12 protein-coding genes are annotated in these 14,749 nt (G+C 70.9%); 8 read left to right on the top strand and 4 right to left on the bottom strand.

Translation table 11 applies throughout. The features are described from left to right. Positions 1-43 precede the first annotated feature (43 nt). The 4 genes from ACYVLP_RS01010 to ACYVLP_RS00995 all read right to left on the bottom strand — a co-directional run bounded on the left by ACYVLP_RS01010 (position 44) and on the right by ACYVLP_RS00995 (position 4,908). A complete protein-coding gene (locus tag ACYVLP_RS01010) occupies positions 44-1,111 on the bottom strand; it encodes an ABC transporter ATP-binding protein (RefSeq protein ID WP_460625486.1) in 1,068 nt (355 codons plus the stop codon). Then, positions 1,108-2,718, bottom strand: a complete 1,611-nt coding sequence (locus tag ACYVLP_RS01005) for an ABC transporter permease (protein WP_460625485.1) — start codon at positions 2,716-2,718, stop codon at positions 1,108-1,110. The genes ACYVLP_RS01010 and ACYVLP_RS01005 overlap by 4 nt, the downstream gene beginning before the upstream one ends. Continuing rightward, positions 2,719-3,753: an extracellular solute-binding protein gene (locus ACYVLP_RS01000; protein ID WP_460625484.1), complete on the bottom strand. Its 1,035-nt coding sequence runs from the start codon at positions 3,751-3,753 to the stop codon at positions 2,719-2,721. It lies immediately after the preceding gene. 132 nt (positions 3,754-3,885) lie between these two features. Next, positions 3,886-4,908, bottom strand: coding sequence for a sigma-70 family RNA polymerase sigma factor (locus tag ACYVLP_RS00995; RefSeq protein WP_460625483.1), 1,023 nt, complete (start codon positions 4,906-4,908; stop codon positions 3,886-3,888). A gap of 147 nt (positions 4,909-5,055) precedes the next feature. On the opposite strand from ACYVLP_RS00995, the gene ACYVLP_RS00990 reads away from it, so the two are divergent. The 8 genes from ACYVLP_RS00990 to ACYVLP_RS00955 all read left to right on the top strand — a co-directional run bounded on the left by ACYVLP_RS00990 (position 5,056) and on the right by ACYVLP_RS00955 (position 14,749). Then, positions 5,056-5,844, top strand: a complete 789-nt coding sequence (locus ACYVLP_RS00990) for an SDR family NAD(P)-dependent oxidoreductase (RefSeq protein ID WP_460625482.1) — start codon at positions 5,056-5,058, stop codon at positions 5,842-5,844. A 101-nt stretch (positions 5,845-5,945) separates the two neighbouring features. Beyond that, positions 5,946-7,844, top strand: a complete 1,899-nt coding sequence (locus ACYVLP_RS00985) for a potassium transporter Kup (protein WP_460625481.1) — start codon at positions 5,946-5,948, stop codon at positions 7,842-7,844. A gap of 102 nt (positions 7,845-7,946) precedes the next feature. Next, on the top strand, positions 7,947-9,203 hold the full coding sequence (locus ACYVLP_RS00980) for an ROK family transcriptional regulator (RefSeq protein ID WP_460625480.1): 1,257 nt from the start codon (positions 7,947-7,949) through the stop codon (positions 9,201-9,203). A 69-nt stretch (positions 9,204-9,272) separates the two neighbouring features. Further along, on the top strand, positions 9,273-10,616 hold the full coding sequence (locus ACYVLP_RS00975; protein ID WP_460625479.1) for an ABC transporter substrate-binding protein: 1,344 nt from the start codon (positions 9,273-9,275) through the stop codon (positions 10,614-10,616). 8 nt (positions 10,617-10,624) lie between these two features. After that, positions 10,625-11,635: a carbohydrate ABC transporter permease gene (locus tag ACYVLP_RS00970; protein ID WP_460625478.1), complete on the top strand. Its 1,011-nt coding sequence runs from the start codon at positions 10,625-10,627 to the stop codon at positions 11,633-11,635. Next, positions 11,635-12,474, top strand: a complete 840-nt coding sequence (locus tag ACYVLP_RS00965; RefSeq protein WP_460625477.1) for a carbohydrate ABC transporter permease — start codon at positions 11,635-11,637, stop codon at positions 12,472-12,474. Before ACYVLP_RS00970 ends, ACYVLP_RS00965 begins: the two co-directional genes overlap by 1 nt. Then, positions 12,471-13,745, top strand: coding sequence for a 6-phospho-beta-glucosidase (locus tag ACYVLP_RS00960; RefSeq protein ID WP_460625476.1), 1,275 nt, complete (start codon positions 12,471-12,473; stop codon positions 13,743-13,745). The genes ACYVLP_RS00965 and ACYVLP_RS00960 overlap by 4 nt, the downstream gene beginning before the upstream one ends. Further along, a complete protein-coding gene (locus tag ACYVLP_RS00955) occupies positions 13,745-14,749 on the top strand; it encodes an N-acetylglucosamine kinase (protein ID WP_460625547.1) in 1,005 nt (334 codons plus the stop codon). Before ACYVLP_RS00960 ends, ACYVLP_RS00955 begins: the two co-directional genes overlap by 1 nt.

Raw genomic sequence — 14,749 nt, 5'->3', positions numbered from 1 at the left:
AGCGCGGGCGCAGCGGCAGCGCGGGCTCAGCGGCAAGGCGGGCTCAGCCGACCGGCGCGGCGACCGGGAGGACGTGCGGCTCGCCGTCGACCGTGACGGACACCCTCGTGCCGACACCCGGGACCGTCCCGCCGAACGTTCGCGCCCACAGCGTCATCGGCGCCACCGCGCCGGTCTCGATGCGCAGCTCGACGAGCGCGTCGTGGCCATAGAAGGAGGCCTTGGTGACCTCGCCGACACAGGCGCCACCCATCGACGACGGGTCTGCGAGCCGGAGCTGCTCCGGTCGGACCATCACCTCGCAGGCGCCGGAGAAGCCGTCCAGGCCGGCTGCCGGCAGTGCGCCGAGAGCACACCGCACCACGCCGTCCCGCACCTGTCCGGGCAGGAAGCAGGCCTCGCCGAGCGACGCCGCCGAGCGCCGGTCCGTCGGCGCCCGGTAGACATCGGCCGGCGCGCCGACCTGGGTGAACCGGCCCTCGTGCATGATCGCGACCTGGTCGGCGAAGGACAGTGCCTCGGCCTGGTCGTGCGTGACGAGCACGACGGTGGCCCGCTCGTGCGCCAGGGCGGCGGCGACCGCCTCGCGCGTGGCGACGCGCAGCTCGGGGTCGAGCGCCGAGAACGGCTCGTCGAGCAGCACGATCCGGGGGCGGCGGGCGAGTGCACGCGCGAGCGCGACCCGCTGCTGCTGCCCGCCGGAGAGCTGGTCGGGCCGGCGGGCGCCGAGGTCGCCGGAGAGCCCGACGAGCTCGAGAAGCTCGCCGATGCGCTCGCGGGCTCGACGCTCCCGGCGCGGCAGGCCGTACGTGATGTTGGCGGCGACATCGAGGTGCGGGAAGAGGTTGCCCTCCTGCGCGACGTAGCCGAGGCCGCGCTTCTCCGGCGCCACCCAGACGCCGGGCGCGGCGACGGGGTCGTCGCCGAGGCGGACCTCGCCGCCGTCGGGAGCAAGGAAGCCGGCAACGACCCGAAGGAGGGTCGTCTTGCCACAGCCGGAGGGCCCGAGGACGGCGGTCGTGGTCCCCGCGGGCACCTCGAGGTCGATCCCGTGCAGGACCCGGTTGCCATGGTGCGACGCGGTGACCCCGCGCAGGTGCAGCGTCTTCACGTCAGTGGTTCCTCGTTCTTGCTGTGGAGCAACAGGTAGGTGAGGGGCGCCGACAGCAGCACGAGCGCGGCGGCATACGGTGCCGCGGCCGCGTAGTCGAGCGTCGCGCTCGCGTCCCAGAAGGCGGTGGCGAGCGTCTCGGTGCCGGTGGGCGCGAGCAGCAGCGTGGCGGTCAGCTCGGTCGTCACCGCGATGAACACGAGCGCGAACCCGGCCAGCGTGCCGCGCAGCGTGAGCGGCAGCTGGACACGCAGGAACGCCCGGATCGGACGGTCGCCGAGCGCGCGGGCGGCATCAGCCAGCTCCGGCGGGGTCTGCGCGACCGCCGCTCGGGTCGACACCATGGCGCGCGGGATGAAGAGGATGACGTATGCCGTCACGAGCACGGCCGTGGTCTGGTACAGCGGGCGTGCGAACCCGATGGTCAGCGTGATCAGCGCGAGCGCGACCACCACACCCGGCAGGGACGCCGCGACGTAGGTGACGCGCTCGACGAGCACGGCGAACCACGAGCGGCTGCGGGCCAGCAGCCACGCGGCGGGGAACGTCGCGACCGTCGTGACGAGCGCCGCGAGCAGGGCGAGGCGGACCGTGCCCCAGAGCGTCGGCAGCAGGTTGGTCGGCTCCATGGCCTGGTCCGCCTTGAGCAGCCAGCGGCCGATGCTCCAGGCGGGCACGCCGAGGGCCAGGACCGTGAGGCCACCGACGCCCAGGAGCGCGAGCGGCGTCGCGCGGCCGAGGCGCGCCGGGGTGGGCCGCCGGCCCGCGCCTGCGCCGACCCGGGCGTGCCGTGTGCGTCCTCGGGCCAGGAACTCGAGGGTGAGCAGGGTGACGGCGAGGCCGATGAGCATCACCGCCAGGACACTGCCCGAGCGGTTGTCGAAGGCCACCTCGAACTGGTCGAGGATCGCCGTCGTGAAGGTCGGGAAGCGGAGCATCTCCAGCGCGCCGTACTCCGCGAGCAGGTGCAGGCCGACGAGGAGCATGCCGCCGAGCAGGGCGGGGCGCACCTGCGCGAGGCTCACCCGCGCGAAGGTGCGCCACGGCCCGAGGCCAAGGGCCCGGGCGGCCTCCTCGAGCCCCTGGTCGAGGGAGCGCAGCACCGCCGCGACGGGAAGGAAGACGAACGGGAAGTACGACAGCGACGTCACGAGGACCGCGCCCGTGAGCCCTTCGAGACCCGGCACCAGATCGGCCCACACGAAGCTGTTGACGAACGCCGGCACGGCCAAGGGCGCGACGAGCGCGATCCTCCAGAAGCCGGCCCAAGGCAGGGTGGTCCGTTCGACGAGCCAGGCCGCGCCGACCCCGAGCACCGTGGTGACGACGACGGTGAGCACGACGAGCGAGACGGTGTTGCCGAGCAGCTCGGCCACGCGTGGGCGCCAGATGAGCGCGAGGGCCTGCGACGGGCCGGACTCGAGCGCCTTGAGCACCACGACGACGACCGGCATCGCGGTCAGCAGGGCGACCGCGAGCGCCGCGAGCCTCAGCGCGAGGGGCGTCGAGCGGCGCCGCCGCGGACGGTCCGCGTATGCCGTCGCCACCGGGGCCGGCTGTGGCTCCGATGTCGGGGCGGGGCGGGTGCCCGACGGCGCGATGGTCACCTAGAGGATCCCTGAGTCCGTCATGAGCTCGATGACCTTGGGCCCGTTGAGGGTGAACGGGTCGATCTTTGGCGCCTGGAGCGAGTCCAGCGGCGGCAGGGCCGGGTCGGACGCGACCCCCGTGCCCACGGCATACTCCATCGCATCGCTGGAGGCGAGCAGCTGCTGGCCGTCCTTGCCGGTCACGAAGGCGAGGAACTTCTGGGCGTCGGCCGCGTGCTTGCTCGACTTGAGGACGCCGCCCCCTGAGAGGCTGACGAAGGCGCCGGGGTCCTCGTTCTTGAAGTAGTGCAGCTTGGTGTTGCCGCTGCTCTCCTTGTCGAGGGCCTGGTCGCGGTACCAGTAGTAGTGGTAGATGACGGCCATCGGCGACTGGCCGGCGTTGACGGCCTTCATCGCCGCGATGTTGTTCTGGTAGATCTTCGCGCCCGACTTGAGGGCGTCGAGCCAGGCCGTCGTCTCCTGCTCGCCCTTGGTCGCGAGCACGGCCGAGACGATGGCCTGGAAGTCCGCGCCACCGGCGGCGGCACCCCACTTGCCGGCATACTCCGGCTTGGCGAGGTCCATGAGCGACTTCGGCAGCTGGGCCTCGGAGATCTTGCTCGGGTTGTAGACGAGCACGGTCGATCGGGCGGCGATGCCGGCCCACGCGTGCGATGACGGGACGTACTGCTCCCCCACCTGCGCGATCGTGGCCGGGTCGACCGGGGCGAGCAGGCCGGCGTTCTGCACGGTCGTCATCGCCGGGGAGTTCTCAGTGAGGACCACGTCGGCGGGCGAGCCGGCGCCCTCCTGCACCAGCTGGGCGCCCATCGAGGAGTCATTGCCGTAGCGGATCTGCACCTGGACGCCGGTCTTGTCCTGGAACGCCTTGGCCCAGTCCTCGGTGAGGTTCTTGTGTTGCGCGCTGTAGATCGTCAGCTTGGACGCGTCGAGGTCGCCGGTGGCCTCGAGGCTACTGCCGCACCCGGCGAGCGCGAGGCCGGCGGCGGCTACCGCGGCCACGGCGGCAAGGACGGAGGGGCGGCGCGGCACGGGGTACTCCTGCGGCTCGAGGTCGGCGACACCTCTGGCCGAGGTGCATTAGGTATGCCTTACCTTAGGCAGCCCGCGGCCCAACGCGAAATCGCGTTCCGACATGCGCAACGGTCCGTGCGCGCGAGGCCCTCACTCGGGCAGCGACCGGGGCAGGCCGAACCATGGCAGCACACTGTTCTCGAACCTCGTCATCGCACAGATCCGGTCGCCCGACCCGGTGAGGACGAGCATTCCCGTCCCGTGACGCATTCCGTCCGGGGTGCGCAGGTACATCCCGAACGCCGGCTGGCCGTTCGCCCGTGTCGGCACGAGGTCGAACCTCCGTCCCGGGCGCAGGATCGCGGCGACGAAGCGCCGGACGGCCTCGCGACCGGTGTACTCCAGCGGGATGGGCGGCATCGACACGTGCACGTCCTCACTGAGCAGAGCGACCAGCGCGTCGAGGTCGGCGGACTCGAAGGCGCGCACGAACCGCTCCACGAGCGCCCGCTCCGCCGGCGAGTCAGGGGCGGGCGGCGGCTCTCGGTCGTCCGGGGACGGCATACGTCGCTGCAGCGTGGCTCGCGCCCGCTTCAGGGCGCTGGTGACCGACTCGACGGTCGTGTCGAGCATGGCAGCCACCTCGTCGGCGTGGTAGCCGAGCACCTCACGGAGGACGAGCACCGCCCGCTGCCGGGCGGGAAGCACCTGCAGTGCTGTCACGAAGGCGAGCGAGATGGCCTCGGCCTGCTCGTACCGCGCCTCCGGGCCGGCCATGCCCTGCTCGAGCGCGACCCCCTCGAGCAGGGTGTCGGGATACGGCTCGAGCCAGAGGATCTCACCGAGCCCCGTGGGCTCAGGTGGTTCGACATCGGGAATGTTCCACTCCTTCGGGGGTCGCCGACCGGCCGACCGTCGCGCGTTGAGGCAGCGGTTGGTGGCGATCCGGTAGAGCCAGGTGCGGACGGAGGACCGGCCCTCGAACGCGGGCAGACCGCGCCACGCGGCGAGCATGGCGTCCTGGAGGGCGTCTTCGGCGTCCTGGAGCGAGCCGAGCATGCGGTAGCAGTGCACCAGCAGCTCCCGGCGGTGCGGCTCGGTCAGCTCCTGGAAGGCTCCCGCGTCGCCTGACTGCGCCCTGGCGATGAGGTCGGTCGTCGTCCCCACGCTCACCTCACGTCCCTTCGTCGAACCGGTCGTCCACCCAGTATCGACACCGCGCGGGCCCCGAACTGGGCGGTCCCGTGGCGCCCAGTTCGCCCGTGCGTGGCTGTCTGCACTGACGACGAGCACCAACCCAACACGTTCTAGGAGGACGACATGCTGCTCGAGAACAAGACTGCCGTGGTGTATGCCGCGACAGGTGCCATCGGCGGTGCCGTGGCCCGGGCCTTCGCCCGTGAGGGCGCGCAGGTGTTCCTGACCGGGCGCGACCTGGCCCGGGTCGACGCTCTGGCCAAGGAGATCCGCGACACGGGAGGCCTCGCCGAGACGGCGCACGTCGATGCGCTCGACCCGGAGGCCGTCGAGCGGCACCTGGACACCGTGGTCGAGCGCGCGGGAGGGCTCGACATCTCGTTCAACGCGATCGGCCCGGGGCCTGCCCCCGAAAGGACGGCGTTCGTCGACCTGACCGTCGAGGAGTACCTGCGGCCGATCACCTTCTACACGCGCGCCAACTTCATCACCGCGACGGCCGCCGCCCGGCGCATGAGTGCCCGTGGCTCCGGAGTGGTCGTGACGCTGACGGCTCTGCCCGGCCGGCTGCCGGTCGCCCGGATCGGTGCGTCGGCGTCGGGCTGGGCGGCGGTGGAGGCCTTCACGCGATCGCTCGCCCTCGAGGTGGGGCCGTCCGGCGTTCGGGTGGTCTGCCTTCGGTCGAACGCGATCCCCGAGACCCCGGTCATCGAGGCGAACTTCGCGACGGCCGGACCGGCGGCGGGCATGACTCCCGCCGAGTTCCGGGGGCGCCTCGAGCAGGGCACGCTGCTGCGCCGCCTGCCGACCCTCGCGGAGCTGGCCGACACCGCGGCATTCGTCGCCTCCGACGGGGCGGGCGCCATGACCGGCACGGTGGTCAACCTCAGCGCCGGCGCCTACACGGACTGACCACGGCTCTGGGCGCCGGCGTCGTCCTCGCGGGGTGGGACGGGGCGCTCACTCGACCACGAGAGAGCCCCGTCCCAGGGGCGCCTGCAAGGATTGCCGTCGTGAGCGACAGTCATGGCAGGACCGCCGCGGGCTGGGCCCCGCTGGCCCTCGGCGCACTGGGCGTCGTCTTCGGCGACATCGGCACCAGCCCCCTCTATGCCCTGCAGACCGTCTTCTCCATCGACCACAACATGGTCGCGACGACGCCGGGTGACGTGTACGGCGTCATCTCGCTGGTGTTCTGGTCGATCACCCTGGTCGTGTCGGTGAAGTACGTCGTGTTCATCCTGCGGGCCGACAACGACGGCGAGGGCGGCGTCATGGCGCTCGCGGCGCTGGCCCGCACCGCGGTCCGCCCGGGCGGCAAGCGGTTCGGGCTGGTCATGCTGCTCGGCGTCCTCGGCGCATCGCTCTTCTACGGCGACAGCGTCATCACGCCCGCGATCTCTGTGATGTCCGCGATCGAGGGCCTGTCGGTCTCGACGCCGTCGCTGGCGCACCTGGCCGTGCCGGTCGGTGCCGCGATCATCACGCTGCTGTTCGCCGGGCAGCGCTTCGGCACGCAGCTGGTCGGCAAGTTCTTCGGGCCGGTCATGGCTGTGTGGTTCGTCGTGCTGGCGGTCCTGGGTGGCGCCGAGGTCGTGCGCGACCCGGCGATCCTCGGAGGGCTGTCGCCGCACTATGCCGTGCTGTTCGTCGGCGAGCACCCGGTCATCGCGTTCGTCGCGATGGGTGCGGTCGTCCTGTCGATCACCGGCGCCGAGGCGCTGTATGCCGACATGGGCCACTTCGGAAGGGCTCCGATCCGGCGCGCCTGGTTCATCGTCGTGTTCCCCGCGCTCACCCTGAACTACCTCGGCCAGGGCGCCCTCATCCTCAAGGACCCCAAGGCCGCCGAGAGCCCCTTCTTCCACCTGGCGCCCGACGCGCTCGGCTTCCCGCTCGTGATCCTGTCCACCATCGCGACCGTCATCGCGTCCCAGGCCGTGATCTCGGGGGCGTACTCGGTCTCGCGCCAGGCCGAGCGCCTGGGCTACCTGCCCCGGCTCACGGTGCGGCATACCTCCACCGAGGAACGCGGACAGATCTACGTCCCGGCCGTCAACTGGACGCTCTATGTCGGTGTCATGGTGCTGCTCGTCGTGTTCCGGTCGTCCGAACGGCTCGCCACCGCCTACGGGCTGGCGGTGACGGGGACGTTCCTCATCACGACGACGCTGTTCCTCATCTACGCACAGTCGGCGTGGCACTGGAACCGCGGTCGCCTGCTGCTGCTCGGCGTGCCGCTCGCAGCGCTCGAGCTGACCTACTTCGCCGCGAATCTCACCAAGGTGTTCACCGGGGGCTGGCTGCCTCTGCTCATCGCGGTCATCGTCGCCACCATCATGCTCACCTGGCAGCGGGGCCGCGTGCTCGTGACCGAGCGTCGGGCTGCGATGGAGGGCTCGCTCGATGCGTTCGTCGACTGGCTGCACGGCGACCCCGTCGGCAAGGTGCCGGGCACCGCCGTCTTCCTCCACCCGGACAAGCAGTCGACGCCGCTCGCGCTGCGCGAGAACGCGACGTTCAACCACGTCATCCACGAGACGGTGCTCGTCGTGAGCACGACGTCGGAGAACGTGCCGTTCGTCGCCGACGACGAACGGGTCGTGCTCGACCATCTCGGCGACCCGTACGACGCGATCACCCACCTCACCCTGCGGTACGGCTTCCAGGAGGACCAGGACATCCCGCGCGCGCTGGCGGTGGCGCGCGACCTCGAGATCTTCGCCGTCGACCCCGACACGGCGTACTACTTCCTGTCGCGGATCACCTTGCAGCGCGGGCCTGGTCGCGAGATGCCCGCCTGGCGTAAGCGGCTCTTCCTCGGCCTCGCGCACAACGCCGCATCGCCGACGGAGTACTTCAGGCTGCCCGAGGGACGCACGGTCGCCATGGGCGCGACCGTCATCATCTAGCCCTCCACCACATCCACCTCGTCCAGGTCTCTTGACCGGACGTCGGCGCCGCGCTATTTTCCCCAATAGTTAAGGTCTCTTACTATTGGTGGAAGGCCGGCAATGACGCCAGCTGACGGACAACCGGACGGGCGACCGGACGGACGACCCGCGCACGGGGCGCCGGCGACGTCGCGCACGATCCGCGCGCTCAACGACCACGCCGCGCTCACCCTCCTGGCTGCTGAGGGCCAGCAGTCCCGCAGCGAGATCGCAAGACGCACCGGGATCTCGAAACCAACTGCTTCACAGGTGCTTTCACGCCTCGAGGCCGCCCAGCTCGTCGAGGCGACCGGGCAGGAGCACGGCCGCCGGGGCCGCAGCCCGGTGATGTACCGCATCAACCCCGCGGCGGGTCACGCCGCGGGCCTCGACGTCACCGCCGCCCGCGTCAGTGCAGCGATCGTCGACCTGAGCGGCTCCGTCGTCGCCCGCCACGAGCTGCCGACGGGCCGGCGCACCAAGGGCGCGGTCCTGTCCGTCATGGATGCGCTGACAAGTGCGGCCTCCTCGATGGGCCTGACCATCGCCGACCTCGACGCCGTCGTCATCGGCACCCCCGGCTCGTTCGACCCGGCGACCGGGCGCCTCAGCTACGCCAAGCACCTCACCGGCTGGCACTCCCCCGGGCTCCTCGACGAGCTCTCGGAGGCCGTCGGCTCACCCGTCCACGTCGAGAACGACGTGAACCTCGCCGCCCTCGCCGAACGGCATACCGGCGTGGCGGTCGACTGCTCCGACTTCTTCCTCTTCTGGGTCGGCGACGGCCTCGGCGGAGCCCTCATGGTCGACGACCGCCTCTACCGTGGGGCGACCGGTGGTGCCGGCGAGGTCGGCTTCATGCAGGGCACCGGGGCGGCGCTGGTGCGCCGGGTCCGGCGGGAGAACAGCGGCGGCTTCCAGACGTATGCCGGCCCGGAGCAGACCGTGCCCCTCGCCCGCACCTACGGGCTCCGGGGGCGCACCGCATCCGACGTGGTCGCACGAGCCGCCGGCCTTGTCACACAAGACGGCTCGCGTTCCACGACGACCTCGGACACCGAACGCGCGTCCGCGTTCCTCACCGATCTGTCTGTGAGGTATGCCGCCGGGCTCGCATCCATCATCGCCATCGTCGACCCGGCGATGGTCGTCCTCGGGGGCTCGGTCATGCAGGCCGGCGGCGAGCCGCTGCGCTCGCGAGTGGCCGCGCAGCTGGCCGAGCTCGCCATGGCCCGCCCGACCGTCGTCGTCAGCACGGTCGCCGACAACCCCGTCCTCACCGGCGCCCTCGGCGCCGCCCTCGAACGAGCGCGCGAGGCCGTCTTCGCCGCCGGTTGACCCACCCACCGCCACCACCCGCGCGGAGCCGGCCGGACCGGCCACGCGAGCCAACGAGGAGTCACGATCATGCGCAGAACCACATCGGGCCGCATCCTCACCGTCGTCGTGATGGCGAGCGCGGCCGCAGCCACGGCGGCGTGCACGGGATCGACGCCGTCCACGACCCCGACCGCCGCCGTCTCCGCACCGGACGAGAAGGTGACCATCACCTTCTGGCACGGCTGGAGCCAGGACAGCGAGAAGAAGGCGATCGCCGACAACATCGCCGCCTTCAACAAGCTGCACCCGAACATCACCGTCAAGACCGTCCCCAACGTGCCGGACGACAAGATCCTGCAAGGCATCCGGGGTGGCAACGGGCCGGACGTGGTCTCGTCCTTCACCACCGACAACGTCGGGCTCTTCTGCAACGGCGCCATGATCGACCTCGACCCCCTGCTCAAGGCCTCGGGCGTCGACAAGGCCACCACGTTCCTGGCGCCGATGGTCGACTACACGCAGTACAAGGGCAAGCAGTGCACGCTGCCGCTGCTCGGCGACGCGTACGGGCTCTACTACAACAAGGACATGTTCGCCGCCGCCGGCATCAGCCAGCCGCCGAAGACGTGGTCCGAGTTCGTCGCGGACTCGGTCAAGCTCACCAAGCCCTCCGCCAACGGCTACGACCAGCTCGGCTTCATGCCCAACTTCCACGGCTACGAGACCGCCTTCGCACACTGGGCGTCGCAGTGGAGCCCGCAGTACCTCACGCCGGACGGCAAGTCCAACCTGGCAGCCGACCCCAAGTTCACCGACTTCTTCAGCAAGCAGCGGGACCTCGTCGTCCAGCTCGGCGGCTACCCGAAGCTCGAGAAGTACCGGAGCACCTTCGGTGACGAGTTCTCGGCGGAGAATGCCTTCGAGGCCAAGAAGGTCGCGATGCAGCTCGACGGCGAGTGGCGCACGGTCAACCTCAAGGACGACGGCGTGACGTTCAGCTGGGGCACGGCGCCGTTCCCGGTCCCCGACGACCAGGCCGACCAGTACGGCAAGGGCTACACCGCCGGGACCGTCATCGGCATACCGACGACCTCCCAGCACCAGGCGGCCGCGTGGCAGCTGGTCAAGTTCCTCACGACCGACACCGACGCGCTCGTCACCTTCGCCAACACGATCCACAACGTGCCCTCGACGCATGCGGCGTTCGACTCGCCGAAGCTCGACAAGGACCCGGCCTTCGCCACGTTCCTCGACATCGCCAAGCACCCGGACACGAACACCACGCCCGCGAGCCCCAACGGCGGCCAGTACCAGCAGATCATCCAGGACTTCTCGTACAAGACGGAGGCCGGCCTCGTCGCGGACATCACCGCCGGCCTCAAGGACGTCGACGCCAAGATAGACCGGGCCAACCAGCAGGCAGGCGGCTGACCCACCCGATGACGAGCCCAACCGTCCAGCGCCACCCGGCCGCGCGGCACCGTACGGACCGCGCGGAGCCGACCGACACCGGCCGACCCTCACGGGGCGGTTCCCTGCGGCGCCGCGAAACGCGCGCTGCCGCATTGCTGCTCGCCCCGTGGGCTATCGGCTTCGGGCTGTTCTTCGTCTATCCGCTGATCTCGACGGGGTGGTTCTCCCTCACCCACTACGACCAGATCAACCCGCCGACCTGGGTCGGGCTGCGCAACTGGGAGTACGTCTTCCAGCTCGACGACTTCTGGATGTCGCTGCGCAACACCCTGTGGCTGGTCATCGTCATGGTCACGCTCCGAGTCCTCAGCGGCCTCGGGCTCGGCGTGCTCGTGACGAAGATCCGCCGCGGCGCGGGTCCGCTGCGCACGGTGCTCTACCTGCCCTACCTGGCGCCGCCGGTCGCCGCGACCATCGCCTTCGCGTTCCTGCTCAACCCGGGCACGGGGCCGGTCAACCAGGTCCTGGCCCGCCTCGGGCTGCCTACCCCGGACTGGTTCAACGACCCGGCGTGGTCCAAGCCCGCTCTGACGCTGCTGGCCCTCTGGGGTGTCGGCGACCTCATGGTCATCTTCATGGCTGCTCTGCTCGACGTGCCGACGGAGCAGTACGAGGCGGCACAGCTCGACGGGTGCGGCCGGTGGCAGTCCTTCCGGTACGTCACCATCCCGCACCTGCGTCCCGTCATCATCTTCTCCGCGATCACCGGCGTCATCGCCACGTTGCAGTACTACACGCAGGCGGTCGTGGTGGCGCAGGTCGCGAGTGGCCGGGCGGACCAGCCGGGCGCGCCGTTCGACGCCGGCTACCCACAGGGGTCGACCCTCACGCTGCCGCAGCTGGTCTACTCGCTCGGCTTCCAGCACTTCGACACGGGTTCGGCCTGCGTGGTGTCCCTCGTCCTGTTCGGGCTCGCCATGGCTGTGACCAGCCTGCTGCTGCGCCGGGGATCGGGCTTCGTCGGAGAGGACGACTGATGCGCACCAGGACGCCGAGCCGCTTCCTCGAGTGGGTGGCCGTGCACTCGCTGGGCCTCGGCCTGGGGATCCTGTTCCTGCTTCCCTTCGTCTTCGTGCTGCTGACCTCGGTGATGTCGGACCGACAGGCGCTCACCTCCGAGCTGTGGCCGCGCGAGTGGCACTGGGACAACTACCTCGACGTGTTCCAGACGCCGGGTTTCCTTGTCTGGTGGCGTAACTCGCTGATGTATGCCGTGCTGGGCACGATCCTGACCGTGATCTCCAGCGTGCCCATCGCCTACGCGCTGGCAAAGCTGCGCTTCCGCGGCCGGAACCTCGTCTTCGTCCTCGTCGTGTCGGCGATGATGCTGCCCCCGCAGGTGGTCATCGTGCCGATGTACCTCGTGTGGGCCAAGCAGTTCCATCTCACCGGCACGCTGTGGCCGATCATCATCCCGCTCGCCTTCGGCGATGCATACTCGATCTTCCTGCTGCGCCAGTTCATGCTCACGCTGCCACGTGACTACCTCGACGCGGCCCGGGTCGACGGGTGCGGCGAGCTGCGCACCCTGGCGCTCGTCGTGGTGCCGATGATCCGGCCGGCGATCGCCGCCGTGGCGCTGTTCCAGTTCTTCTACTGCTGGAACGACTACTTCGGCCCACAGATCTATGCCAGCGAGAACCCCGACGCCTGGACCCTGTCCTACGGCCTGCAGACCTTCAAGGGAGCCCATCACGTGAACTGGAACCTGACCATGGCGGCCACCCTGCTCGTCATGGCACCCGTGGTCCTCATCTTCCTGTTCGCCCAGCGAGCCTTCATCCAGGGCGTCACCCTCTCGGGGGTGAAGGGATGAAGATCGCGGTCGTCGGTGGCGGATCCACCTACACCCCGGAGCTCGTCGACGGGCTCGCCCGCCTTCGTGAACAGCTCCCGGTCGACGAGCTCGCGCTGATGGACCCCGACGCGACCCGGCTGGAGGCGGTGGGCGGTGTCTCGCGCAGGATCCTCACGGCATACGGACACCCCGCGGCGCTCACGACGACGACCGATCTCGTCGCGGCGGTCGACGGCGCGGACGCCGTGCTGCTGCAGCTGCGCGTCGGCGGCCAGGCGGCCCGCGAGCGGGACGAGACGTGGCCGCTCGACTGCGGGTGCGTGGGCCAGGAGACGACCGGGGCCGGCGGCCTGGCCAAGGCCATGCGCACCGTGCCGGTGGTGCTTGCCATCGCGGACCTGGTCCGCTCGCGCAACCCGGACGCATGGATCGTGGACTTCACCAACCCCGTCGGCATCGTCACGAGAGCCCTTCTGCAGCAAGGACATCGGGCCATCGGGTTGTGCAACGTGGCGATCGGGCTGCAGCGACACATCGCCTCGCTGACGGGTGCGACCCCGGCGGAGGTCGTGCTCGACCATGTGGGCCTGAACCACCTCACGTGGGTGCGCGGTGTCCGTGTGGGCGGCGCTGGCGAGGACGTCCTGCCGCGGATCATCGAGGACCACGCGGCCGACCTGGCCGAGCACCTCGAGCTGCCCGAGCGTCTGCTGCGCGACACGGGGCTGTTGCCGTCGTACTACCTGCGCTACTACTACGCGCATGACGAGGTCGTCGAGGAGCAGCGGCACAGCCCGAGCCGGGCGCGGGTCGTCGCCGACCTGGAGGCGACCCTGCTCGACCTGTACCGGGACCCGGCGGTCACGACCAAGCCGGCGCTGCTCGAGCAGCGGGGAGGTGCGTACTACTCGGAGGCCGCCGTCGACCTCCTCGGCGCGCTGCTCGGGACGGGTGCCACGGCGACTCCGGGCCGGCAGGTCGTCAACGTCCGCAACGGCAGCACCCTGCCGCTGCTGCCGGAGGATGCCGTCATCGAGGTGCCGGCCATCGTGACGGCGCGCGGGGCCGAGCCGGTGCCGCAGGCACCATTGCCGCCGCTCGTCGCCGGTCTCGTCGCACACGTGCACGCCTACGAGCGGCTCGCGCTCGACGCGGCCCTCCATGGGGGCCGTGCGCGAGTCGTCGAGGCCCTGCTCGCGCACCCGCTCGTGGGGCAGCTCTCCGTCGCCGACTGCCTCGCCGACCGCCTCATCGCCAACAACCGCGCGCATCTGCCCTGGGCGACGTGATGGACCTCGTGCTCGCTATCGACGGCGGCAACTCCAAGACCGACCTGCTGCTCGTCGACGCGTCGTCCGGTGCAGTGCTGGGCACCGAGCGGGGGCCCGGCTTCCAGCCGCACGTGGTGGGCGCCGACGATGCTCTGTCGTCCCTTGACCCCGTGGTGCGACGGCTGCTCGGATCCACGGGTCGCGACCTCGCCGGCCTGCTCGTGGCCGCGCTCGCGAACGCCGACCTGCCGAGCCATGTCGAGGCGTTCACCCAGGCCATCGAGCGCCGCGGCTGGGCCGGCCGCAGTGTCGTCGTCAACGACACGCTCGCCGCGCTCCATGCCGGAAGCCCCTCTGGCACAGGCGTCGTCGTCATCTGTGGTGCCGGGATCAACGCCGCTGGCGTCGCCGGCGACGGGCACGAGGTCCGTTTCCCCGCGATGGGACCGTTCACGGGCGACTGGGGCGGCGGGATGGGGCTGGCCCAGGAGGCGCTCTGGTATGCCGTCCGTGCCGAGGACGGTCGGGGCGAACCCACGCGTCTGGCCGGGATGATCGCCACGCACTTTGGAATGCCCGACGCGACGTCTGTCGGAATCGCCCTGAGTGAGAATGTGATTCGAGAGGAGCGGCTGCACGAGCTGGTGCCTGGGCTGATCCGGGCGGCGACCGAGGGCGACGGGGTGGCGCTGCGGGTCGTGCAGCGGCAGGCCGACGAGATCTGCGCCCTCGCGCGGGTCTGCCTGGAGGGGCTCGACCCCGCGCCGGACTCCGCGACCACGGTGGTCCTCGCCGGCGGGGTCCTGGCCGCCCGCGAACCGGTGTTGCTCGATCCCGTGACGCGCGGGCTGGCGGCCCTGGAGCGGCCCACCCGGCCCGTGGTGCTGCTGGCGCCGCCGGTCCTCGGCGCGGCGGTCATCGGGCTTCGTGAGCATGCGGCAGGGGCCAACGGGGGCCGACCGGCCAGCGAGCTCGCCGAGGAGCGGCTTCGTGCCGGGTTCGCGCCGGTCGCGAGCCCCTGA

The organism is Intrasporangium mesophilum, from assembly GCF_054783095.1.
Note: the sequence above shows the minus strand (reverse complement) of the source record. Positions and strands in the feature narration are given on the sequence as shown.